This window comes from Streptomyces fodineus (assembly GCF_001735805.1).
In the GTDB taxonomy this organism is placed as follows: domain Bacteria; phylum Actinomycetota; class Actinomycetes; order Streptomycetales; family Streptomycetaceae; genus Streptomyces; species Streptomyces fodineus.
The window spans coordinates 6,796,041-6,817,750 of record NZ_CP017248.1; the positions used below are offsets into that span (position 1 = coordinate 6,796,041).

Below are 21,710 nucleotides of genomic sequence, written 5' to 3' on the forward strand. Positions count from 1 at the left end.
ACTCACGTTCTCAGATGGTCCGGAACGCCAGGACCACGTTGTGCCCGCCGAAGCCGAACGAGTCGTTCAGCGCGGCGATACGGCCCTCGACGGGAAGCTTGCGGGCCTCGCCCCGGACGATGTCGGCGTTGGCCTCCGCCTCGGCGTCGATGTTCTCGACGTTGATCGTCGGCGGCGCCACCCGGTGGTACAGCGCGAGCACGGTCGCGACCGACTCCACACCGCCCGCGCCACCGAGCAGATGCCCGGTCATCGACTTGGTCGCGGACACCGCGAAGTGGTCCGCGTCGTCGCCGAACACCTTGCGCAGCGCCTTCAGCTCGGCGATGTCACCGGCCGGCGTCGACGTGGCGTGCGCGTTGACGTGCACGATCTCGGCCGGGTCCAGGTGGGTGTTGTCCAGCAGGTTCTGCAGCGCGTGCGAGATGCCGCGGCCCTCCGGCTCCGGCTGCACGATGTCGTGGCTGTCGGCGGAGATGCCCTGCCCGACCGCCTCGGCGTACACCCGCGCCCCGCGCTTGGCGGCGTGCTCGGCGGACTCCAGGACGAGCACACCGGCGCCCTCGCCGAGGACGAAGCCGTCGCGGTCGACGTCGTAGGGACGCGAGGCACCCTGCGGGTTCTCGTTGTTCTTGGACATCGCCATCATGTTGCCGAACGCGGCGATCGGCAGCGGGTGGATGGCCGCCTCCGTACCGCCGGCGACGACGACGTCGGCGCGGCCGGTGCGGATCATCTCGATGGCGTAGCCGATGGCCTCGGCGCCCGAGGCGCACGCGGAGACCGGCGTGTGCACGCCCGCACGGGCGCCCACGAGCAGGCCCACGTTGGCCGAGGGGCTGTTCGGCATCAGCATGGGAACGGTGTGCGGGGAGACGCGGCGGACGCCCTTCTCCTTGAGCACGTCGTACTGGTCGAGCAGCGTCGTCACGCCACCGATGCCGGAGGCGATGACGGCGCCGAGACGGTCCGGGTCGACGCTGCCGTCCTCACCGGCCTTCCCGGTGAAGCCCGCGTCCTTCCAGGCCTCCTGAGTGGCGATCAGCGCGAACTGCGCCGAACGGTCCAGCTTGCGGGCCTGCGGCCGCGGGATGACCTCGGTGGGCTCCACGGCGACCGGAGCCGCGATACGGACGGCCTGCTCGGCCGCCCACTCCTGCTCCAGGGGCTTGACACCGGACTTGCCGGCGATCAGACCCTCCCAGGTCGAGGCTGCGTCGCCACCCAGCGGTGTGGTTGCGCCGATACCGGTGACGACCACGGTGCGATTGGTCGGGCTCACGGGAATTCTTTCTCCAACGGATGCGGGATTCTACGGCGCCACCGCCGGGTGGCGGGGCCTTGCAGCCTGGGGCCTAAGGGGTGGCTCAGGCCTGGTGCTTGAGGATGTAGTCGGTCGCGTCACCGACGGTCTTGAGGTTCTTGACGTCCTCGTCCGGGATCTTCACGTCGAAGCGCTCCTCGGCGGCGACGACGACCTCGACCATGGACAGCGAGTCGACGTCCAGGTCGTCGGTGAAGGACTTGTCCAGCTGGACGTCCTCGGTGGGGATCCCGGCGATCTCGTTCACGATCTCGGCGAGACCGGCGACGATCTCTTCCTGAGTGGCGGCCATGTCAGGCGCTCCTTCTTCGATGTTCCAGACGGTTTGTGGCAATTGCAGCCGTGCCCGATCACGAGATCCGGCACGGAGTGCCTAGGGGAGGGTAACGACCGTGGCGGCGTAGACGAGACCCGCCCCGAATCCGATGACGAGCGCGGTGTCGCCGCTCTTCGCCTCCCCGGTCGCCAGAAGCCGCTCCATCGCGAGCGGAATCGAGGCGGCCGAGGTGTTGCCGGTGGTGCGGATGTCCCGGGCGACCGTGACATGCTCCGGCAGTTTGAGGGTCTTCACCATCGAGTCGATGATCCGCACATTGGCCTGGTGCGGGATGAAGACGTCCAGGTCGTCCGGGGTGATCCCGGCCGCGTCCAGCGCCTGCTGGGCGACCTTCGCCATCTCGAACACGGCCCAGCGGAACACCGCCTGGCCTTCCTGCGTGATCGCGGGGAACTTGACGTTGCCCTCGCTGTCCAGGGGCAGCGCGCCGACGTCACCGATGTGGAACCGGTTCCAGGGGACGGTCTGCTTGATCGTTTCGGCCTTGTCGCCCTCGGAACCCCACACGGTCGGGCCGATCCCCGGCTCCTGCGCGGGGCCCACGATGACCGCGCCGGCGCCGTCGCCGAACAGGAAGGCCGTGGCCCGGTCCTCCAGGTCGGTCAGGTCGCTGAGCCGCTCCACGCCGATGACGAGCACGTACTCGGCGGAACCTTCCACCACCATGCCCTTGGCGAGGGTCAGGCCGTAGCCGAAGCCCGCGCAGCCGGCCGAGATGTCGAAGGCGGCGGCCTTGTCCGTGCCCAGCTTGTCGGCGATCTCGGTGGCGACGGCCGGGGTCTGGCTGAAGTGCGACACGGTCGAGACGACCACGGCACCGATGCGCTCGGCGTCGATGCCGGCGTCCGCGATCGCCTTGCCGGAGGCCTCGATCGCCATCGCGGCCACGGTCTCCTCGGGACCGGCCCAGTGCCGGGTCTCGATGCCGGAGCGCGAGCGGATCCACTCGTCGGACGAGTCGATCTTCTCGAGGATCACCTCGTTGGGCACCACCCGCGTCGGCCGGTAGCCGCCGACACCGAGGATGCGCGCATACGGGGCGCCCTTGCTGGGCTTGATCTTTGCCATGTACGGCTCCTTAGGCGTCGGCGCTCGCGGCGTCAGCGGCAGAATCGGCTGCTGCTGCGATGAGCGCGCGGGCCGCGTCGAGGTCGTCGGGGGTCTTCAGGGCCAGCGTCTTGACGCCGGGCAGCGCGCGCTTGGCCAGGCCGGTCAGCGTGCCGCCCGGGCACACCTCGACGAGCGCGGTGACGCCCAGCTCCTTGAAGGTCTCCATGCACAGGTCCCAGCGCACGGGGTTGGCGACCTGGCCGACCAGCCGCTGAAGCACCTCGGCGCCGGTCGCGACGGCCTGACCGTCCTTGTTGGAGACGTAACGGACCCTGGGGTCGGCCGGGGTCAGGTCCGCTGCGGCCTTGGCCAGCGTCTCCACGGCGGGAGCCATGTGGCGGGTGTGGAAGGCGCCGGCGACCTTCAGTGCGACGACCTTGCGGACGCCCTCGGGCTTGTCCTCGCTCAGCGCGGCGAGCTGCTCCAGCGTGCCCGCGGCGACGATCTGGCCCGCGCCGTTGATGTTCGCCGGGGTCAGGCCCAGCTTCTCCAGGTGCGCGAGGGAGGTCTCCGGGTCGCCGCCGAGCAGCGCCGACATGCCGGTCTCGGTGGTCGCGGCGGCTTCCGCCATCGCCAGCCCCCGCTTGCGGACCAGGCCCAGCGCGGCGGCCTCGTCCAGCACGCCCGCGAAGGCGGCGGCCGTGATCTCACCGACGCTGTGACCGGCGACGGCGCCGGGGGCGATCTCGCTGATGTCACCGAGTGCCGCGGCCGACAGGATTCCGGCGGCGACCAGCAGCGGCTGGGCCACCGCGGTGTCGCGGATGGCGTCGGCGTCGGCCTGGGTGCCGTAGTGCACCAGGTCCAGTCCGATGGCGTCCGACCACGCGGCGACGCGGTCCGCGGCACCGGGAAGGTCGAGCCAGGGAGTCAGGAAGCCGGGCGTCTGGGCGCCCTGGCCGGGAGCGACGAGTACGAGCACTCTCACACTCTCTCTTGGGGACGGCCGGGGCCGCCCGTGGGGACAGGGACGAAGAACACGAAGGGCTTTTGTGGGGCCCCGACAAAACCCTATGTCTGGGTCTCGCCGTCGGCCAGACGCCCGAGGATGAGGGCGATCCGCAATGTGAAGGCGGATCGTACATCCGAAGGTGACCATCCGGTGACGTCAGTCACACGTCGGAGCCGGTAGCGCACGGTGTTCGGGTGAACGAAGAGCATCCGGGCCGCGCCTTCCAGACTGCTCGCCTGCTCCAGGTAGACACTCAGGGTTTCCAGCAGCGCGGACCCCGCTTCCTCCAGCGGTCTGTAGATCTCCTCCACCAGCTGCTCGCGGGCGCTCGGATCGCCCGCGATCGCGCGCTCCGGCAGCAGATCGTCCGCCAGCACCGGCCGCGGGGCGTCCTGCCAGGCGGAACACGCCTTCAGGCCCGCGGCGGCGGCCTGCGCGGACCGCGTGGCGGCCAGCAGATCGGTGACGACGGGCCCCGCGACGACCGGCCCGGCGGCAAAGGGCCCGATGAGCGACTTGGCCACGGCCAGCGGATTGGAACTGCCCCCCGCGATGACGACGAGCCGGTCCCCGAGAACCCCGGTGAGCACCTGGAGCTTGGCATGCCGGGCGGCCCGCCGGATGGCCTCGACGGTCAGCTCGCTGTCCCCGTCCGGCGCGGTCCCGAGCACGACGCACACATGCTCCGGCGAGTTCCACCCGAGCGCCGCGGCCCGGCTCACGGCCCCTTCGTCCGCCTCCCCGCTCAGTACGGCGTTCACCACGAGGGACTCCAGCCGTGCGTCCCAGGCACCGCGTGCCTCGGCGGCCTGGGCGTACACCTGCGCGGTGGCGAAGGCGATCTCCCGCGCGTACACGAGCAGCGCCTCCCGCAGCACGCGCTCGTCCCCGGGGGCGGCGACCTCGTCGATCGCGCTCTCCATGACCTCGATGGTGGTGCGCACCATCTCCACGGTCTGCCGGAGCGTGATGGCCCGGGTCAGCTCGCGCGGCGCGGTCCCGAACACATCGGTGGAGATCGCCTGGGGGGCGTCCGGGTGCCGGAACCACTCGGTGAAGGCCGCGATGCCCGCCTGGGCGACCAGCCCGATCCAGGAACGGTTCTCCGGGGGCATGGCCCGGTACCACGGCAGGGTCTCGTCCATGCGCGCGATGGCCTGCGCGGCGAGGGACCCGGAGGACTTCTCCAGCCGCCTGAGGGTCGCGGCATGCGGGTGGACGTCGCGCGGGTGGCGATCGGCGTGGGGTTCGCTGCTGCGGGATTCGGGTTCGGGCACGGGACAAGACTGCCTTATCGGGCCGGGACCGTGTGCCGCCGGGTCACGGGTGAGGTCTACGGTGGTTCCCGTGATGGACGTACGGCGCGCCGGTGAGCGCTACCCCGGGGGCGACCCGGCGACCGGGATCGAGTCGTGGCACGCCTTCTCCTTCGGCCCGCACTACGACCCCGGCAATCTCCGCTTCGGCGCGATCATCGCCTGCAACGAGGAGCGGCTCGCGCCCGGCGCCGGGTTCGGTGAACACCCGCACAGCCACACCGAGATCGTCACGTGGGTGGTCGAGGGCGAGCTGACCCACTGTGACTCCACCGGCCACGAGACGAAGGTCCGCCCCGGCGACGTCCAGCGGCTCAGCTCGGCGGCGGGGGTCCGGCACGCGGAGCGCAACGACGGGCCGTCGCCGCTCACCTTCGTCCAGATGTGGCTGGCGCCGCGGGACCCCGGTGGGGAGCCGTCGTACGAGATCGTCCCCGGCATCGCCGACTCCACGCCGTACGCCGTCGCCGAGGCGGGCGCCATGCTGCACATACGGCGACTGGCGGCGGGGGAGCGGACGGCGGTGCCGGACGGGGCGTACGTGTATGTGCACGTGGTGCGGGGTGCCGTCCGGCTGGGGGAGGAGCGACTGGCCGCGGGGGACGCGGCACGGATCACCGCGGCGGTGGGTCTGGAGACGGTGGCCCTCACACCGGCCGAAGTGCTGCTGTGGGAGATGAGCGGGTAGGGCGTCGTTCGTCCGCGGCCGGGCGGGGCCGGCCGCGCCCACGCGGCGGAGCCGCATATCGATGTGACCCCGCGCCCCTTCAGGGCACCCCGCCCCCGCCGGCCTCAGCCGCGCAGTTCCCCGAGCACCGCATCCGTGAACACCGGCCACGCCTCGATCGCCCACGGCCCGAACGCCCGGTCCGTCAGGGCGGCGCACGCCACACCCGCATCGGGGTCGATCCACAGGAACGTACCGGACTGGCCGAAGTGCCCGAAGGTGCGCGGGGAGGACGAACCGCCCGTCCAGTGGGGGGACTTGGCGTTCCGGATCTCGAAGCCCAGCCCCCAGTCGTTCGGGCTCTGGTGCCCGTACCCCGGCAGTACCCCCTTCGTCCCGGGGAACTGCACACTCATCGCCTCCGCCACCGTCCGCGCATCCAGCAGCCGCGGCGCCTGCACCTCCGCCGCGAAGCGCAGCAGGTCCGAGACGGTGGAGACGCCGTCCTTCGCCGGTGAGCCCGCAAGCGTCGTCGACGTCATCCCCAGCGGCTCCAGCACCGCCTGCCGCAGATACTCCGCGAACGGGATGTCCGTGGCCTTGGCGATGTGGTCGCCGAGCTGCTCGAACCCGGCGTTGGAGTACAGACGCCGCTCACCGGCGGGCGCCGTCACCCGGTGCTCGTCGAAGGCCAGCCCGGAGGTGTGCGCGAGGAGGTGGCGGACGGTCGAACCGGGCGGCCCGGCCGGTTCGTCCAGCTCGATCGCGCCCTCCTCGTAGGCGACGAGCGCCGCATACGCGGCCAGCGGCTTGGTGACCGAGGCGAGCGGAAAGCGGTGCCCGGCAGGGCCGTGCGTCCCGAGGACGGCACCGTCGGCGCGTACGACACCCGCCGCCGCGGTGGGCACGGGCCACTTCTCGACCGAGGCCAGGCTCGTCAGGCTGTTCAACGACATGGGCCGAGCCTATGCGGCTCACAGCAGCAGCCGCATCGACGGGTCCGGATCGCGCGTGAAGCCGAGGGAGGCGTACAGCGGCTCGGCCTCCGGGGAGGCGTTCAGCAGCACATGTCCCGCACCCCGCTCCCGGAACCAGGCCAGCAGCTCCTCCATGCACGCGCGCGCGTACCCACGGCGCCGGGCCTCAGGGTCGGTCGCGACACTGAAGACGTGCCCGACCCGCCCGTGCGGATTGCCGGCCTTCCCGATCCGGTACTCCAGAGTCCCGGCCACCAGCGCGGCCAGCGCCCCCGGCCGGTCCGGATGGTCCACGACGAAGGCGGCGAAGTCACCGTCCGGCTCGGCGAGGTGCTCCCGCAGCGTCGGCAGGGACTCGGCATGCCAGTCGGCCGGCCCGCCGCCTGCCCCGCTCCACAACGAGTCGATCATGACCTGCCGCAGGCGCAGCACTTCATCGGCATCCTCGGGCCCGGCCCGGCGTGCAAGACTCATGTGCCGCACGCTAACCACCCGCCCCCGCCCGCGTCCTGCGGATTTCTTACCGGATCTTTCTTACCGGATCCGCTTGCTTGGAGTGCACTCCAAGGTCATAGCGTGGAGGTCATGACGGTGATGCAGACCACGCCAGCGGACACCGCACGTACGGCCCCCGCCGACATCTGCTCCGCCCCGCCCAGACGCCCTCCGCGACCCGACGGCCAGGACCGCTACACGATCAGCGAGGTCGTCGCGTTCACCGGGCTGACCGCGCACACCCTGCGCTGGTACGAGCGGATCGGCCTGATGCCGCACGTCGACCGCTCGCACACCGGCCAGCGGCGGTACAGCAACCGCGACCTGGACTGGCTGGACTTCGTGACCAAGCTGCGGCTGACCGGCATGCCGGTGGCCGACATGGTCCGGTACGCGGAGCTGGTCCGGGAGGGCGAGAGCACCTATGCGGAGCGGCAGGCCCTGCTGGAGTCGACCCGCCGGGACGTCCTGAACAGGATCGCCGAACTGCGGGACACGCTCGCCGTACTCGACCGGAAGATCAGTTTCTACGCGATGGAGGGGACCACGCGATGACCGAAGCCAGGATTGCGACCGTACGGCTCGGCGAGGACGGACCGGAGGTCGGCGTACAAGGCCTCGGCTGCATGGGCATGAGCTTCGCGTACGGCCCCACGGACGCCGGCCAGGCGCGCGCCGCGCTGGAGCGGGCGCTGGAGCTGGGCGTGACGCTGTACGACACGGCGGACGCCTACGGCGACGGGGACAACGAGCGCTTCCTGTCCCCGTTCTTCAAGGCGCACCGGGACGAGGTGGTCATCGCCACCAAGTTCGCCCTGTCGATCCCGAAGGACGACCCGACCAAGCGGATCATCCGCAACGACGCGCCGTACATTCGCGAGGCCGTCGAGGCCAGCCTGAAGCGGCTCGACGTCGATGTGATCGACCTGTACTACATGCACCGCCGCGATGTGAACGTCCCCATCGAGGAGACCGTCGGCGCGATGGCGGAGCTGGTCCGCGAGGGCAAGGTCAAGCACCTCGGGCTGAGCGAGGTCACCGCCGACGAGCTGCGCGCCGCGCACGCCGTGCACCCGATCACGGCCGTGCAGTCGGAGTGGTCCCTGTTCAGCCGGGACATCGAGGCGAAGGTCGTCCCGGCCGCGCGTGACCTGGGTGTCGGCCTGGTGCCGTACTCGCCGCTCGGCCGCGGTTTCCTCACCGGCTCCTTCACCAACGCCGAACAGGAGCTCTCGGCCGACGACTTCCGCCGCCACCAGCCCCGCTTCAACGGCGCCAACGCGGCCGCCAACGCCGCCCTCCTGGAGCCGGTCCGCACCATCGCCGAGGCCCACGACGCCACCCTCGGCCAGATCGCCCTGGCCTGGGTGCAGCAGCGGGCCACGCTCGACGGCCTCACGGTCGTCCCGATCCCGGGCACCCGCAAGCCGAACCGGGTCGAGGAGAACGTGGGTGCCGCGGCCATCGTCCTGACCGAGGACGAACTGGCCCGGCTGGAGCCGATCGCGCAGAAGGTGGCGGGAGACCGCTACGCGGACATGAGGTTCGCTTCCGCGGGACGCGAATAGCTCACAGCTGCGCCAGCAACTCCGCCTTCTTGGAGGAGAACTCCTCGTCGGTGACCAGCCCGGCCTGATGCAACTCCCCGAGATGGCGGATGCGTTCGGCGATGTCGGCGGGGTCGCGGCGCGACGGGGCCGGTACCACTGGTACCGGCCCCCTTGTGCGTACGGCCGCCAGCACGGCCGCGGCGAACGGCAGCGACTCGTGCACCGGCCCGTATCCAAGGCCGAACACCACCGCCGCGGGATCCTGGTCGGGCTGCACGGCAGCCGCCGAATCGTCCGCGCGCCGCAGCAGTCTGAGGTGCCCCTGGAACACCTCCGGCGACCGCCACTCCACCCCGCTCAGATCGGCGACGGCCAGGCGCTGGTCGCCGGCCTTCCACTTGGCCGACGAGGCGCCCGTCCACGACCAGCGGAACTGCACGGCCCTGCCGTCGAAGCTCGCCTTCCCGTCGTAGGCCTTGAACGACAGCGGCGCCTCGGGCGCCGGCACCAGAAACCGGTCGGCAGGCCCGGATCCGGCCTCGGTCAGCAGCGACTTCAGCTCGTCGGCGTAGTACTCCGCGAGCGTCTGCCGCTCGGCCGGCAGCACCAGCCGGTACGGATCGGAGCCTTCCTTCAGTTGCCCGTCCGCCGCCTCCAGCAGCGGATCGGCGCCGGCGCGCGGCAGCAGCCGCAGGACCACGGTGCCACGCCTGCCCGGGGAGAGCGTCACGCCCTCGACCGCGGACAGCGGAATCCGCCGTTCCCCAAGCGCCTGGAACAGCTTCGGTGTCCGAATCCCCCGTTCGTAACGGATGAGCACGGAGTCGGACTCGAACTCCCAGACGGCATGAAACCCCGCCAGTACGTCACCCATGCGGCTCATCGTATGCGGCACGTGCTCCTCCGTCGCCACCCGCGCAGACCGCACTTCCTGCTGTTTCTACGCGCGTCCGGCCGTCGTCGTGCCGGGCACACCGGCCCGGCACGCGTCGTTCTCGCGCGCGCACGTCACCGCGTCGTACGCCCCTACGCCCACGGCCGCGAGATTGCGCAGGCTGTCCGTGCCCGGCTGGAAATAGCCGGCGTGGCCCTGCGCGTCCCGGGCGGACAGCACCCGCGCGCCGAAGTCCGAGGACACCGGATCGGCGCCGTGCCCGAGCCCGCCGACCTCCAGATACGGCACGTCCTGGATCCAGTCGGTGGCGTCCCGCATGGCCCACACCCGGGCCCTCGTGTCCAGGTGGGCGGCGCTGGAGACCCGCATGCCGGGGCTCGCGGCCACCGCTATGTCGGTCACCCGGCGGGGCATGGCGTGCGCGGCGACGCCGCAGACCACGGAGCCGTAGCTGTGGCAGATCATCGCCACGGGGGCGCGGCCGGGCAGGCCGCCCACCAGGGCGTTCAGCCGCAGGGAGCCCTCTGCGGCGCGCAGCCCGGTGGCCGCGTCCACGCCGAGTCCGTCGGGGGCGGTGTAGTCGGCCCAGGCGATCACGGCCGTACGGGTCGCGGGGCGCTGTGCGCGCTCCGCCGCGTACAGCGCCTCGGCCATGCCGACCGGGGCGCTGTACTGGCGGTAGGTCTTCTGGAAGGTGAGCAGATCGGTGTCGACGCCGGGGACGACGACGGAGATCCGCTGCGCCTTGTTCAGGTTCCCGAACACCTCGGCGATGCGGCCCGAGCCCTCGGGGTCGAAGGCCAGGATCTGGCGGCCGGGGGTCAGCAGGGACTCGTAGCGGTGCATACGACGGCCCGCGTCCTGCTGTCCTGCCGCGCTGAGCCGGCCGTCGTGCATGCGCTTCTTCTCGACCCTGCGCTGCTGGTCCAGCGCGATGTGGTTGGCCTCGTAGCGCAAGGCGACGGGGGCACCGTTCATGTTCCCGACCGCGAGCGGGTAGCGCTGGGCGAGGCGGGCCTGGTCCTCGGGGGAGAGGGAGGCGAAGAAACGGCCGAGCAGGGTCGGTGCGGCCTCGGGGTCCGGCAGGCGGAGGCCGTGGACGCTGCCGTGCTCCCACTGGGCGAGCGAGGCCTGCAGTGCGGTCGACTCCCGGTGACTGCGCAGGGCGGTCCAGCCGGTGGTCGCGAGCATCACGAACACGACGGCCAGCGCCAGCAGTGCGCGCCAGACGTTCAGTTGCGGGGAGGTGTCGAAGGAAGTCACTGGGAGGACACACTAGGAGAACGGGAGGGTCTCGGGGTAACCGAGTGATAGGGATCACGTTTCGTCAGATGCCGAATGGCCCGTCAACGATTTCCCGTTTCGCGCCAGTTCCCGGTGAGTGCCGAACCCACCTGATCGAGGTAGGACGCGGTGAGTTGACGGATCGCCTCCAGGCTGAAGTCGTCGCCCGTGCACCACTGCCGCTCCGTGACCCTTATCACCCCGCCGAACATCGCCACGGCCAGCCGCGGTCGCGGGTCGGCGTCCACGTCGACGCCCTCGCGCTCGGCCAGCAGGCGCGCGATCGTCTCCTCCGTCGCCGCCGAGCGGCGCAGATGCGCGGCGAGCAGCGCGGGGGTCGACTCGATCGTCCGGTACATGCGCAGGTACAGCTCGACCGGGACGGTCGACTCGACGGTTCCGCGGATCCCGTCCCAGCCCTCCAGGACCGCCTGCCGCAGGGCCTGAAGCGGCGCCTCGTGCGCCGGCCGCGCCCGTACGGCGTCGACGAAGCGCGCCTCCGTCATCTCCTGGACCGCGAAGGCCGCGTCCTCCTTGCCGGCGAAGTAGCGGAAGAAGGTGCGCTGCGAGACGTCGACGGCCTCGGCGATCTCGTCGACGGTGGTGTGCTCGTAGCCCTGGGTGGTGAACAGCTCCAGAGCGGCCCGGAGCAGCGCTTTCCGGGTGCGCTGTTTCTTGCGTTCGCGCAGTGTTTCCATGGGTGTCAGTTACTGACGGATGAAATCGTTTGTCAATTGTCAGAGGCTGTCACTAGTCTCGAACGCATGACTGGTCAGACCACCATCGACGCGGCGGGGCCGGGGGACGCGGCGCCGGATGCCCCGCTCGCCTCGTCTGTGGCCGCGGGGCTGCGCGGCCATCCCTGGCTCACCCTGATCACCGTCGCCGTGGGCGTCATGATGGTGGCCCTCGACGGCACCATCGTGGCCATCGCCAACCCGGCCATCCGGGACCATCTGCACGCGACCTTCGCCGACGTGCAGTGGATCACCAACGGCTACTTCCTCGCCCTCGCGGTCTGCCTGATCACCGCGGGCAAGCTCGGCGACCGCTTCGGCCACCGGCAGACCTTCCTCATCGGCGTGTCCGGCTTCGCCGCCGCCTCCGGTGCCATCGGGCTGTCCCACAGCATCGCCGCGGTCGTCACCTTCCGCGTCTTCCAGGGCCTGTTCGGCGCGCTGCTGATGCCGGCCGCGCTCGGCCTGCTGCGGGCCACCTTCCCGGCCGAGAAGCTCAACATGGCCATCGGCATCTGGGGCATGGTGATCGGCGCGTCCACGGCGGGCGGCCCGATCCTCGGCGGTGTCCTCGTCGAGCACGTCAACTGGCAGTCGGTGTTCTTCATCAACGTGCCGGTCGGCGCGCTCGCCCTGGTCCTCGGCGCGCTGATCCTGCTCGACCACCGCGCCGAGAACGCCCCGCGCTCCTTCGACGTCCTCGGTGTCGCGCTGCTGTCCGGCGCGATGTTCTGCCTGGTCTGGGCCCTGATCAAGGCCCCCGCATGGGGCTGGGGCGACGGCAGGACGTGGCTCTTCATAGCCGCGTCCGTCGTCCTCTTCGCCGCCTTCTCCTTCTGGGAGACGAGGGTCGGGGAGCCGCTGATCCCACTGGGCCTGTTCCGTTCCGTACCGCTCTCGGCGGGCGTGGTCCTGATGGTGCTGATGGCCATCGCGTTCATGGGCGGCCTGTTCTTCGTGACGTTCTACCTCCAGAACGTCCACGGCATGAAGCCCGTCAGCGCCGGCCTGCACCTGCTGCCGCTGACCGGCATGATGATCGTCGGCTCGCCGCTCGCCGGTGCCGCGATCACCAGGCTCGGCCCGCGCATCCCGCTGGCCGGCGGCATGGCCGCGACCGCGGTCGCGATGTACGGCATGTCGACGCTCGAGGCCGACACCGGCGGCGCGGTGATGTCCATCTGGTTCGCGCTGCTCGGCCTCGGCCTCGCGCCGGTCATGGTCGGCGCGACGGAGGTCATCGTCGGCAACGCCCCGATGGAACTGTCCGGTGTGGCGGGCGGCCTCCAGCAGGCGGCCATGCAGATCGGCGGCAGCCTCGGCACGGCCGTGCTGGGCGCCGTGATGGCTTCCAAGGTCGACAGCGATCTGCCGGGCAACTGGACGGGTGCCGGGCTGCCGCAGTGGACCCCGGGTCAGCTGGACAAGACCTCCGAGGCGGTGCAGGTCGGTGTCGCCCCGGTGCCGAAGGGAGTGTCGGAGCAGATCGCCGCGGAGATCACCGAGGTCGCGCATCACACCTTCATCTCCGGCATGAGCCTCGCCTCCCTGGTCGCGGCGGGCGTGGCGGCGGTCGCCGTCCTGGTCGCGCTGTTCACCAAGCGGGGCGCGAACGCCGAGGCGGGCGCGGGCGTGGGCCACATCTGAGCGCCTCTGCTCGGGAGTTTTCCGGGCGGATTTCCCCTATCAGGGTGACTCCGCTAAAGATCGCTCGCCCAGGGCGCGCGCCGCAGGTCACAGTGGGTCAAGTCCTCCGCAGCGCATAGGAGGACGGCCGGGCCGCGGGCGCGCGCTGCTGGAGGGGGGCAGCGCGCGCAGGTCTGCCCGGCCGGAGCCGGGGTACCCGCACTGCGAAGCCGAACTGTTCATGAACCTCAGGGAGTTGATGATGACAGGCTTCGGGCACGGAACGCGCGGGTACCCCCGGTCACGTGGCCGGACGTGGCAACGGACCGGGCCGGACCGTGCGACGCTCGGCATCATCGGCACGATCTGTGCCGTGGCCGGCTTCTTCGCACTCGGCATCGTCCTCGGCCCGGTAGCGATGTTCTGTGGCTGGCAGTCCATGGGCCGCAAGTGGGCAGGCGACCGCAACATCCCGGCGCTGGTGGCGTTGGTCCTGGGCGCGATAGACACGTTGCTCGCCATCATCGCCCTGGCGGGCGCGGCCACGTGGAGCCACGGGCTCCTTTAGCCGGCGGTTCCGCGCCGTCGGGCTCGGGGGCCCACGCGCCTTGCCGGCGCTTGCACAGCCGCGGGCGGGTGTGCCCCCGGGCGGGCCGCAGCCGGCCCGCACTTGTCAGCTCCGCTGCTTGTGACGCTCGTCCGTCAGCCGAGCCACCTCCGCCCGCAACAGCCGTACCTCCTCGGCCAGATCGGCGATGGCCTGCGTCTGCCGCCGCTCCTCCACGTCGTCCTTCTCGAACCGCGAGATGAACCACGCCGCGATGTTCGCGGTCACGACACCGAGCAATGCGATCCCGGACAGCATCAGCCCGACCGCGATCATCCGCCCGAGCCCGGTCGTCGGCGCATGATCCCCGTACCCCACGGTCGTCATCGTCGTGAACGACCACCACACCGCGTCACCCAGCGTCCGGATGTTCCCCTTCGGCGAGTCCCGCTCCACGGACAGCACCGCCAGCGACCCGAACATCAGCAGCCCGATCACCGACCCGGCGACATACGTCGTGAGCCGGATCTGCGAGGCCATCCGCGCCCGCCGCCCCACCAGCAGCAGCGTCGACACCATGCGCAGCAACCGCAGTGGCTGCAGCAGCGGCAGCACCACCGCGCACAGGTCTATCCAGTGCGTGCGGACGAAGTCCCGGCGCCGCGGGGTGAGCGCCAGCCTCATCAGGTAGTCCACCGCGAACGCGGCCCACACCACCCACTCCGTGGCGGTGCAGGCCACCGCCAGGGACCGGCTCGCGGGGTTGTCCACGATCGGCACGGCATAGGCGACGCCGAACGCCACAGCCAGCGCCAGCAACGGCCGCTGGGTATGCCGTTCCCAACGCGCCCGCGCCGACCGATCGTTCATGTCGGCATGGTAAACGCGCCCCAAAGGGGCGCGGGGAACTGCGCGACCAGCCCCCCGCACGCCCGCACCCGGCGACGAACCAGCAGGCTCTCCCCAGGTGCCGCCCGGTCAAAGCCCAGCGCAGCGGCTACGCGTCGCCGCCGGCCGCCCCCGGATGCGCCGCCGACACATCCAGCAGCTGGTACCGGTCGATGGCCTGCTTCAGCACCGACCGGTCGACCTTGCCCTCGCGTGCCAGCTCGGTCAGCACCGCGACGGCGATCGACTGCGCGTCGATGTGGAAGAACCGGCGCGCCGCACCCCGCGTGTCGGCGAAGCCGAAGCCGTCCGCGCCCAGCGACTGGTACGTGCCCGGCACCCACCGCGCGATCTGGTCCGGAACCGAGCGCATCCAGTCGGACACGGCCACGAACGGCCCCTCGGCGCCGCTGAGCTTGCGGGTCACGAACGGCACCCGCTGCTCCTCCTCCGGGTGGAGCAGGTTGTGTTCCTCGCACTCCACCGCCTCGCGGCGCAGCTCGTTCCAGGAGGTGGCCGACCAGACGTCGGCGCGCACGTTCCAGTCCGCGGCGAGGATCCGCTGGGCCTCCAGTGCCCACGGGACCGCCACGCCCGACGCCATGATCTGCGCCGGGATCGAGCCGTCCGTCCCCTCGCTCAGCTTGTGGACGCCCTTGAGGATGCCCTCGACGTCCACGTTCGCCGGCTCGGCCGGGTGCTGGATGGGCTCGTTGTAGACGGTCAGGTAGTAGAAGACGTCCTCGCCGTGCGGGTGGTCCGCGTCGGCGCCGTACATGCGGCGCAGGCCGTCCTGGACGATGTGCGCGATCTCGTAGGCGTACGCCGGGTCGTAGGCCACGCACGCCGGGTTGGTCGAGGCGAGCAGCTGCGAGTGGCCGTCCGCGTGCTGCAGGCCCTCACCGGTCAGGGTCGTACGGCCGGCGGTCGCACCCAGTACGAATCCGCGCGCCAGCTGGTCGGCCATCTGCCAGAACTGGTCGCCGGTGCGCTGGAAACCGAACATCGAGTAGAAGACGTAGACCGGGATCAGCGGCTCACCGTGCGTGGCGTAGGCCGAGCCCGCCGCGATCAGGGACGCCGTGCAGCCCGCCTCGGAGATGCCGTCGTGCAGCATCTGGCCGGTCGGCGACTCCTTGTAGGCGAGCAGCAGCTCGCGGTCCACCGACTCGTACTGCTGGCCCAGCGGGTTGTAGATCTTCGCGCTCGGGAAGAAGGAGTCCATGCCGAACGTGCGGTACTCGTCCGGCGCGATCAGCACGAACCGCTTGCCGATCTCCTTGTCCCGCATGAGGTCCTTGAGGAGCCGGACGAACGCCATGGTCGTGGCGATGGACTGCTGGCCCGTCCCCTTCTTCACCGTCGCGTACGTCGTGTCGTCGGGCAGCGCGAGCGGCTTGGAACGCACGACGCGCGTCGGGACGTACCCGCCGCACTGCTTGCGCATGTCGTGCATGTACTGGATCTCGTCCGTGTCGCGGCCCGGGTGGTAGTACGGCGGCGGGCCGGACTCCAGCTCCTTGTCGGAGATCGGCAGGTGCAGCCGGTCCCGGAAGCGCTTGAGGTCGTCGACCGTCAGCTTCTTCATCTGGTGCGTGGCGTTGCGGCCCTCGAAGTTGGGGCCCAGCGTCCAGCCCTTGATCGTCTTGGCCAGGATGACCGTCGGCTGGCCCTTGTGCTCCTGGGCCGCCTTGAACGCCGCGTAGATCTTGCGGTGGTCGTGACCGCCGCGGCCCAGGTGCAGGATCTGGTCGTCGGTCATGTTCTCGACCATCGCGCGCAGCCGGTGGTCGTCGCCGAAGAAGTGCTCCCGGATGTAGGCGCCCGACTCCGTGGCGTACGTCTGGAACTGGCCGTCCGGGGTCGTGTTCATCTTGTTGACGAGGATGCCGTCCCGGTCCTGCGCGAGCAGCGGGTCCCAGGTGCGGTCCCAGATCAGCTTGATCACGTTCCAGCCGGCGCCCCGGAAGATCGACTCCAGCTCCTGGATGATCTTGCCGTTGCCGCGCACCGGGCCGTCCAGCCGCTGCAGGTTGCAGTTGACGACGAAGGTCAGGTTGTCCAGGCCCTCCCGGGCCGCGATGGACAGCTGGCCGAGCGACTCCGGCTCGTCCATCTCGCCGTCGCCGAGGAACGCCCACACATGCGACCTGGAGGTGTCGGCGATGCCGCGCGCCTGCATGTAGCGGTTCATCCGCGCCTGGTAGATCGCGCCGAGCGGGCCGAGGCCCATGGAGACGGTCGGGAACTCCCAGAAGTCCGGCATCGAGCGCGGGTGCGGGTAGCTGGACAGGCCGTTGGGGTGCTTCGACTTCTCCTGGCGGAAGCCGTCGAGCTGGTCCGCGGTGAGCCGGTCGAGCAGGTACGCCCGGGCGTAGATGCCCGGGGAGGCGTGGCCCTGGAAGAAGACCTGGTCGCCGCCGTCGCCCTGGTCCTTGCCGCGGAAGAAGTGGTTGAAGCCGACGTCGTACAGCGAGGCCGAGGAGGCGAAGGTGGCGATGTGGCCGCCGACGCCGATGCCGGGGCGCTGGGCGCGCGAGACCATCACGGCCGCGTTCCAGCGGGTCGCGTTCAGGATCTTGCGCTCGATCTCCTCGTTGCCCGGGAAGAACGGCTCACTCTTGGTGGGGATCGTGTTGACGTAGTCCGTGCTGCGCATCTCGGGTACGGCCACGCGCCGCTCGCGGGCCCGCTCGATCAGCCGGAGCATGAGGTAGCGGGCCCTCTCCCGGCCGCGCTCGTCCACGGCGGCGTCCAGGGAGTCGAGCCACTCCTGGGTTTCCTCGGGATCGAAGTCAGGAACCTGACTCGGAAGGCCGCCAATGATGATCGGGTTGCGATCGGATCCGGAAGCCACGCTGTTCCTTACCTGTCAGAGGGCCAGTTACTGCACCTGCCTACACCGTTCCCCATCGTGTACCTCGGGACGGCGTACGTCATCTCCTTGTCGCCTCCAGGGCGCCTGCACCGGTCAAAACGCAACGATACGCCCGGGGTATGACATGCTTGGCAAACTTGTTCGGGGGGCGGATCGCCGGATGATTCCGAAGGGTGCAAACCGGGCACATCGGTGTGATGTGGCTCGCTCGGAATCGGGGTACGGTGCCAGAAGTTGCGACGACACGGCCCGGATCGTCACCGTTTCGGCGGTCCCGAGGGCCGGGTACTTGCGCGATCCGTCCCGCCCGTGTGGACTACGGCCAATGCTTCGCGCACGCGCGTGGCTGAGATACTCACCAAAACATGATCAGGAGGCAACCCGTGAGCGCGACCGCGGACCACGCGGAGGAGCGGACGAACCCTGCCGCCAGGCTGGGGTTCCAGCCCGGGCAGGTGGTCCAGGAGATCGGCTACGACGACGACGTCGATCAGGAGTTCCGCGAGGCCATCGAGGAGGCCATTGAAGGCGACCTCATGGACGAGGACTACGACGACGTGGCCGACGCCGTTGTGCTGTGGTTCCGTGACGACGACGGCGACCTGACGGATGCGCTGGTGGATGGCACCACGTACATCGAAGAGGGCGGCGCGATCCTCCTCCTCACGCCGAAGACCGGCCGTGCGGGGTATGTGGAGCCGAGCGACATCCAGGACGCCGCGAAGACGGCCGGTCTGACGGCCGCCAAGAGCGTCAGTGTGGGCAAGGACTGGAGCGGGTCGCGACTGGCGACCCCGAAGGCGACCAAGCCCAAGAAGTGACCTGAGGTCACCACCGGACGGGCTGGATTTCGCCCCGGCCCGTCCGGAAGGCCCCGGTGATCGCTGCGTAGGGTGGAACCGAGCGCTTGCCGCGCTCACCCGAACAGCCCACCGAAGGGATGCACGACGATGGCGATCCAGGTCGGCGACAAGGCGCCCGACTTCGAGCTCAAGGACAACCACGGCAAGACCGTGAAGCTCTCGGACTTCCGCGGCGAGAAGAACGTGGTCCTGCTCTTCTACCCCTTCGCCTTCACCGGTGTGTGCACCGGTGAGCTGTGCGAGCTGCGCGACAACCTGCCGAAGTTCGCGGACCGCGAGACCCAGGTGCTCGCCGTCTCCAACGACTCCATCCACACCCTGCGCGTCTTCGCCGAGCAGGAGGGCCTGGAATACCCGCTGCTCAGCGACTTCTGGCCGCACGGCAACGTCTCGCGCGCGTACGGCGTCTTCGACGAGGACAAGGGATGTGCCGTCCGGGGCACCTTCGTCGTCGACAAGGAAGGCGTGGTGCGGTGGACCGTGATCAACGGCCTGCCGGACGCGCGCGACCTGAACGACTACGTGAAGGCGCTCGACACCCTGTAGGCCGACCGTGGCCGACACCTGTGATTCTTCGAGTCCGGGGTCTGCGGGGGGCGGGAACCCGTCACTAGGATCGGCACGTTGATCCCATATCCGAAGCACGACGGGGCTCCCCGCCCCTGGACATCACATGGAGGACTCGTGGGAGTCAGCCTCAGCAAGGGCGGCAACGTATCGCTGACGAAGGAGGCCCCGGGCCTGACCGCGGTCCTCGTCGGTCTGGGCTGGGACGCCCGCACCACGACGGGCAGTGACTTCGACCTCGACGCCAGCGCGCTGCTGCTGAACAACTCCGGCAAGGTCGCCAGCGACCAGCACTTCGTCTTCTTCAACAACCTCAAGAGCCCCGAGGGCTCGGTCGAGCACACCGGTGACAACCTCACCGGTGAGGGCGAGGGCGACGACGAGGTGATCAAGGTCAACCTCGCCGGTGTCCCGGCCGACATCGAGAAGATCGTCTTCCCGGTGTCGATCTACGACGCCGAGAACCGCCAGCAGTCCTTCGGCCAGGTCCGCAACGCCTACATCCGGGTCGTGAACCAGGCCGGCGGCCAGGAGATCGCCCGCTACGACCTGAGCGAGGACGCCTCGACCGAGACCGCCATGGTCTTCGGCGAGCTGTACCGGCACGGGGCGGAGTGGAAGTTCCGCGCCATCGGCCAGGGCTACGCCTCCGGGCTGCGCGGCATCGCCCAGGACTTCGGCGTCAACGTCTGACGTACGACAGCCCCGCATTCAGTCCGGCGCCGCACCGTTTACGGGCGGCGCCGGACGCGCAGGACAACCAGGGAAGCACCACTAGGGGAGGACCAGCACCATGGGCGTCACGCTCGCCAAGGGAGGCAACGTCTCCCTCTCCAAAGCCGCACCGAACCTCACGAACGTCATGATCGGGCTCGGCTGGGACGCGCGTTCCACCACCGGCGCCCCCTTCGACCTGGACGCCAGCGCCCTGCTGTGCGGCGCCGGCAACCGCGTGCTGGGCGACGAGTGGTTCGTCTTCTACAACCAGCTCAAGAGCCCCGACGGCTCGGTCGAGCACACCGGTGACAACCTCACCGGTGAGGGCGAGGGCGACGACGAATCGATCCTGGTGGACCTCAGCAAGGTTCCCGCCCACTGCGAGAAGGTCGTCTTCCCGGTCTCGATCCACCTGGCGGACGAGCGCGGCCAGACTTTCGGCCAGGTTTCCAACGCCTTCATCCGGGTCGTGAACCAGGCCGACGGCCAGGAACTGGCCCGCTACGACCTCAGCGAGGACGCCTCCACCGAGACCGCCATGATCTTCGGCGAGCTCTACCGCTACCAGGGCGAATGGAAGTTCCGGGCGGTCGGCCAGGGGTACGCCTCGGGCCTGCGCGGCATCGCCCTCGACTTCGGGGTGAACGTCTCGTAGCCGAGCGCCTCCCCTCCGGGCCCGTGCTGTGGCTTTTCGGTGAGGGTTGCCCTGGACGGTACGGCCGACCGGGCGCCCCTCTACACTCGTGGTCAACGTTTAGCAAAGCCGAGTACGGCGCGGGGGAGCCCCGTACACACATGATTGGGTAGCCAGTGCTTCTGAAAACCTTCGGCTGGTCGTTCGCGATCACCGCGCTCGGCCTGGTCGCCGCGGTCTTCTACGGGGGGTGGGAGGCCTTCGGCGTCGTGGCGATCCTCGCCGTCCTCGAGATCTCGCTGTCGTTCGACAACGCGGTGGTCAACGCCGGGATCCTGAAGAAGATGAACGCCTTCTGGCAGAAGATCTTCCTCACGGTCGGCGTCCTCATCGCGGTCTTCGGCATGCGGCTGGTGTTCCCGGTCGTCATCGTGGCCATCACCGCCAAGCTCAACCCCTACGACGCGGTCCACCTGGCCCTCACCGACAAGGACCGCTACCAGCAGCTGGTCACCGACGCCCACCCGGCGATCGCCGCCTTCGGCGGAATGTTCCTGCTGATGATCTTCCTGGACTTCATCTTCGAGGACCGGGACATCCAGTGGCTGCGCTGGATCGAGCGGCCCCTGGCCAAGCTCGGCAAGGTCGACATGCTGGCGGTCTGCATCTCGCTGATCGTCCTGCTGATCACCTCCTTCACCTTCGCCACCCAGGCCCACCAGCACGGCGGCGCCCACGCCGACAAGGCCCAGACGGTCCTGATCGCCGGTATCGCCGGCCTGATCACGTACATGATCGTCGGCGGTCTGTCCGGCTACTTCGAGGACCGGCTGGAGGAAGAGGAGGAACGCGAGCACGAGGAGGAGGAAGAGGCCGCCCGCACCGGCAGGAAGAAGCCCGCGGTGCTGCTGGCCGGCCAGGCCGCGTTCTTCATGTTCCTCTACCTGGAGGTCCTGGACGCGTCCTTCTCCTTCGACGGCGTGATCGGCGCCTTCGCCATCACCAACGACATCGTGATGATGGCCCTCGGCCTCGGCATCGGCGCGATGTACGTCCGGTCCCTCACGGTCTACCTGGTCCGCCAGGGCACCCTCGACGACTACGTCTTCCTGGAGCACGGCGCCCACTACGCGATCGGCGCCCTGGCCGTGATCCTCATGGTCACCATCCAGTACGAGATCAACGAGGTCATCACCGGTCTCGTCGGCGTCATCCTGATCGCCTGGTCCTTCTGGTCCTCCGTCCGCCGCAACCGCGCGCTGGCGGACGAGGGCGAGGGCACCGACGAGAAGGCCGAGGTCTCCTCCGGGGTGTGACACCCCGCGCGGTGAGGAACGCTCTGAGCG

Annotated in this window: 22 protein-coding genes; 10 read left to right on the forward strand and 12 right to left on the reverse strand. The window is 70.0% G+C overall.

The features are described 5' to 3' along the window. Nucleotides 1–10: 10 nt before the first annotated feature. From BFF78_RS29100 to BFF78_RS29120, 5 genes are all read right to left on the reverse strand, one after another. Entirely contained in the window at nt 11–1,282 is a 1,272-nt protein-coding gene (locus tag BFF78_RS29100) for a beta-ketoacyl-[acyl-carrier-protein] synthase family protein (RefSeq protein WP_069781113.1), read from the reverse strand. An 85-nt stretch (nt 1,283–1,367) separates the two neighbouring features. Next, nucleotides 1,368–1,616 (reverse strand): acyl carrier protein, encoded by a 249-nt coding sequence (locus BFF78_RS29105; protein WP_018545314.1) that lies wholly within the window; start codon nt 1,614–1,616, stop codon nt 1,368–1,370. Between the two features lie 81 nt (nt 1,617–1,697). Then, complete coding sequence (locus BFF78_RS29110; RefSeq protein WP_069781114.1) at nt 1,698–2,729, reverse strand: ketoacyl-ACP synthase III; 1,032 nt, start codon at nt 2,727–2,729, stop codon at nt 1,698–1,700. A 10-nt stretch (nt 2,730–2,739) separates the two neighbouring features. Continuing rightward, nucleotides 2,740–3,693 carry an ACP S-malonyltransferase gene (locus tag BFF78_RS29115; RefSeq protein WP_069781115.1) on the reverse strand — a complete coding sequence of 318 codons (954 nt, stop codon included), beginning with the start codon at nt 3,691–3,693 and terminating at the stop codon, nt 2,740–2,742. Between the two features lie 89 nt (nt 3,694–3,782). Then, nucleotides 3,783–5,000, reverse strand: a complete 1,218-nt coding sequence (locus BFF78_RS29120; RefSeq protein WP_069781116.1) for a PucR family transcriptional regulator — start codon at nt 4,998–5,000, stop codon at nt 3,783–3,785. Nucleotides 5,001–5,073: 73 nt separating this feature from the next. On the opposite strand from BFF78_RS29120, the gene BFF78_RS29125 reads away from it, so the two are divergent. Then, complete coding sequence (locus tag BFF78_RS29125) at nt 5,074–5,727, forward strand: pirin family protein (RefSeq protein ID WP_099054953.1); 654 nt, start codon at nt 5,074–5,076, stop codon at nt 5,725–5,727. Nucleotides 5,728–5,831: 104 nt separating this feature from the next. On the opposite strand, the gene BFF78_RS29130 is transcribed toward BFF78_RS29125, so the two are convergent. Both BFF78_RS29130 and BFF78_RS29135 read right to left on the reverse strand, forming a co-directional pair. Then, nucleotides 5,832–6,662 (reverse strand): serine hydrolase domain-containing protein, encoded by an 831-nt coding sequence (locus tag BFF78_RS29130; protein WP_069781118.1) that lies wholly within the window; start codon nt 6,660–6,662, stop codon nt 5,832–5,834. An 18-nt stretch (nt 6,663–6,680) separates the two neighbouring features. Further along, nucleotides 6,681–7,157, reverse strand: coding sequence for a GNAT family N-acetyltransferase (locus BFF78_RS29135; RefSeq protein WP_069781119.1), 477 nt, complete (start codon nt 7,155–7,157; stop codon nt 6,681–6,683). Nucleotides 7,158–7,268: 111 nt separating this feature from the next. Here BFF78_RS29135 and BFF78_RS29140 point away from each other — a divergent pair, with 111 nt between their 5' ends. Further along, nucleotides 7,269–7,733 (forward strand): MerR family transcriptional regulator, encoded by a 465-nt coding sequence (locus BFF78_RS29140; RefSeq protein WP_069781120.1) that lies wholly within the window; start codon nt 7,269–7,271, stop codon nt 7,731–7,733. Then, nucleotides 7,730–8,746, forward strand: coding sequence for an aldo/keto reductase (locus BFF78_RS29145; protein WP_069781121.1), 1,017 nt, complete (start codon nt 7,730–7,732; stop codon nt 8,744–8,746). The genes BFF78_RS29140 and BFF78_RS29145 overlap by 4 nt, the downstream gene beginning before the upstream one ends. Before the next feature lies 1 nt (nt 8,747). On the opposite strand, the gene BFF78_RS29150 is transcribed toward BFF78_RS29145, so the two are convergent. From BFF78_RS29150 to BFF78_RS29160, 3 genes are all read right to left on the reverse strand, one after another. Further along, nucleotides 8,748–9,602, reverse strand: coding sequence for a DUF4429 domain-containing protein (locus BFF78_RS29150; RefSeq protein ID WP_069781122.1), 855 nt, complete (start codon nt 9,600–9,602; stop codon nt 8,748–8,750). Between the two features lie 66 nt (nt 9,603–9,668). Then, the gene (locus tag BFF78_RS29155; protein WP_069781123.1) at nt 9,669–10,886 is read right to left on the reverse strand and encodes an alpha/beta hydrolase; all 1,218 of its coding nucleotides are present in this window, start codon (nt 10,884–10,886) and stop codon (nt 9,669–9,671) included. Nucleotides 10,887–10,969: 83 nt separating this feature from the next. Next, nucleotides 10,970–11,605: a TetR/AcrR family transcriptional regulator gene (locus tag BFF78_RS29160; RefSeq protein ID WP_069781124.1), complete on the reverse strand. Its 636-nt coding sequence runs from the start codon at nt 11,603–11,605 to the stop codon at nt 10,970–10,972. 66 nt (nt 11,606–11,671) lie between these two features. Here BFF78_RS29160 and BFF78_RS29165 point away from each other — a divergent pair, with 66 nt between their 5' ends. Together BFF78_RS29165 and BFF78_RS29170 are read left to right on the forward strand one after the other, a co-directional pair. Next, nucleotides 11,672–13,291: an MFS transporter gene (locus tag BFF78_RS29165; RefSeq protein WP_069781125.1), complete on the forward strand. Its 1,620-nt coding sequence runs from the start codon at nt 11,672–11,674 to the stop codon at nt 13,289–13,291. A gap of 241 nt (nt 13,292–13,532) precedes the next feature. Further along, the gene (locus BFF78_RS29170; RefSeq protein ID WP_069783881.1) at nt 13,533–13,838 is read left to right on the forward strand and encodes a small hydrophobic protein; all 306 of its coding nucleotides are present in this window, start codon (nt 13,533–13,535) and stop codon (nt 13,836–13,838) included. A 105-nt stretch (nt 13,839–13,943) separates the two neighbouring features. Here the strand turns inward: BFF78_RS29170 and BFF78_RS29175 are convergent, their stop codons facing one another. Both BFF78_RS29175 and aceE read right to left on the reverse strand, forming a co-directional pair. Continuing rightward, nucleotides 13,944–14,687 carry a potassium channel family protein gene (locus BFF78_RS29175; protein ID WP_069781126.1) on the reverse strand — a complete coding sequence of 248 codons (744 nt, stop codon included), beginning with the start codon at nt 14,685–14,687 and terminating at the stop codon, nt 13,944–13,946. Nucleotides 14,688–14,814: 127 nt separating this feature from the next. Beyond that, nucleotides 14,815–17,562, reverse strand: coding sequence for a pyruvate dehydrogenase (acetyl-transferring), homodimeric type (aceE, locus tag BFF78_RS29180; RefSeq protein ID WP_069781127.1), 2,748 nt, complete (start codon nt 17,560–17,562; stop codon nt 14,815–14,817). A 404-nt stretch (nt 17,563–17,966) separates the two neighbouring features. On the opposite strand from aceE, the gene BFF78_RS29185 reads away from it, so the two are divergent. From BFF78_RS29185 to BFF78_RS29205, 5 genes are all read left to right on the forward strand, one after another. Further along, complete coding sequence (locus BFF78_RS29185) at nt 17,967–18,404, forward strand: DUF3052 domain-containing protein (RefSeq protein WP_069781128.1); 438 nt, start codon at nt 17,967–17,969, stop codon at nt 18,402–18,404. Nucleotides 18,405–18,533: 129 nt separating this feature from the next. Continuing rightward, entirely contained in the window at nt 18,534–18,992 is a 459-nt protein-coding gene (locus tag BFF78_RS29190) for a peroxiredoxin (protein WP_069781129.1), read from the forward strand. 138 nt (nt 18,993–19,130) lie between these two features. Further along, complete coding sequence (locus BFF78_RS29195) at nt 19,131–19,706, forward strand: TerD family protein (RefSeq protein ID WP_023551098.1); 576 nt, start codon at nt 19,131–19,133, stop codon at nt 19,704–19,706. Between the two features lie 100 nt (nt 19,707–19,806). Continuing rightward, a complete protein-coding gene (locus BFF78_RS29200; RefSeq protein WP_069781130.1) occupies nt 19,807–20,385 on the forward strand; it encodes a TerD family protein in 579 nt (192 codons plus the stop codon). A 155-nt stretch (nt 20,386–20,540) separates the two neighbouring features. Then, entirely contained in the window at nt 20,541–21,680 is a 1,140-nt protein-coding gene (locus BFF78_RS29205; protein ID WP_069781131.1) for a DUF475 domain-containing protein, read from the forward strand. Nucleotides 21,681–21,710: the final 30 nt, after the last annotated feature.

What these genes read in the sequence shown, in the direction of transcription:
- BFF78_RS29110 (WP_069781114.1), bottom strand. Translation starts at nt 2,729, where the DNA reads ATGGCAAAGATCAAGCCCAGCAAGGGCGCCCCGTATGCGCGCATCCTC.
- BFF78_RS29105 (WP_018545314.1), bottom strand. Translation starts at nt 1,616, where the DNA reads ATGGCCGCCACTCAGGAAGAGATCGTCGCCGGTCTCGCCGAGATCGTG.
- BFF78_RS29160 (WP_069781124.1), bottom strand. Translation starts at nt 11,605, where the DNA reads ATGGAAACACTGCGCGAACGCAAGAAACAGCGCACCCGGAAAGCGCTG.
- BFF78_RS29125 (WP_099054953.1), top strand. Translation starts at nt 5,074, where the DNA reads ATGGACGTACGGCGCGCCGGTGAGCGCTACCCCGGGGGCGACCCGGCG.
- BFF78_RS29145 (WP_069781121.1), top strand. Translation starts at nt 7,730, where the DNA reads ATGACCGAAGCCAGGATTGCGACCGTACGGCTCGGCGAGGACGGACCG.
- BFF78_RS29150 (WP_069781122.1), bottom strand. Translation starts at nt 9,602, where the DNA reads ATGGGTGACGTACTGGCGGGGTTTCATGCCGTCTGGGAGTTCGAGTCC.
- BFF78_RS29130 (WP_069781118.1), bottom strand. Translation starts at nt 6,662, where the DNA reads ATGTCGTTGAACAGCCTGACGAGCCTGGCCTCGGTCGAGAAGTGGCCC.
- BFF78_RS29200 (WP_069781130.1), top strand. Translation starts at nt 19,807, where the DNA reads ATGGGCGTCACGCTCGCCAAGGGAGGCAACGTCTCCCTCTCCAAAGCC.
- BFF78_RS29170 (WP_069783881.1), top strand. Translation starts at nt 13,533, where the DNA reads ATGACAGGCTTCGGGCACGGAACGCGCGGGTACCCCCGGTCACGTGGC.
- BFF78_RS29140 (WP_069781120.1), top strand. Translation starts at nt 7,269, where the DNA reads ATGACGGTGATGCAGACCACGCCAGCGGACACCGCACGTACGGCCCCC.
- BFF78_RS29190 (WP_069781129.1), top strand. Translation starts at nt 18,534, where the DNA reads ATGGCGATCCAGGTCGGCGACAAGGCGCCCGACTTCGAGCTCAAGGAC.
- BFF78_RS29135 (WP_069781119.1), bottom strand. Translation starts at nt 7,157, where the DNA reads ATGAGTCTTGCACGCCGGGCCGGGCCCGAGGATGCCGATGAAGTGCTG.
- BFF78_RS29165 (WP_069781125.1), top strand. Translation starts at nt 11,672, where the DNA reads ATGACTGGTCAGACCACCATCGACGCGGCGGGGCCGGGGGACGCGGCG.
- BFF78_RS29175 (WP_069781126.1), bottom strand. Translation starts at nt 14,687, where the DNA reads ATGAACGATCGGTCGGCGCGGGCGCGTTGGGAACGGCATACCCAGCGG.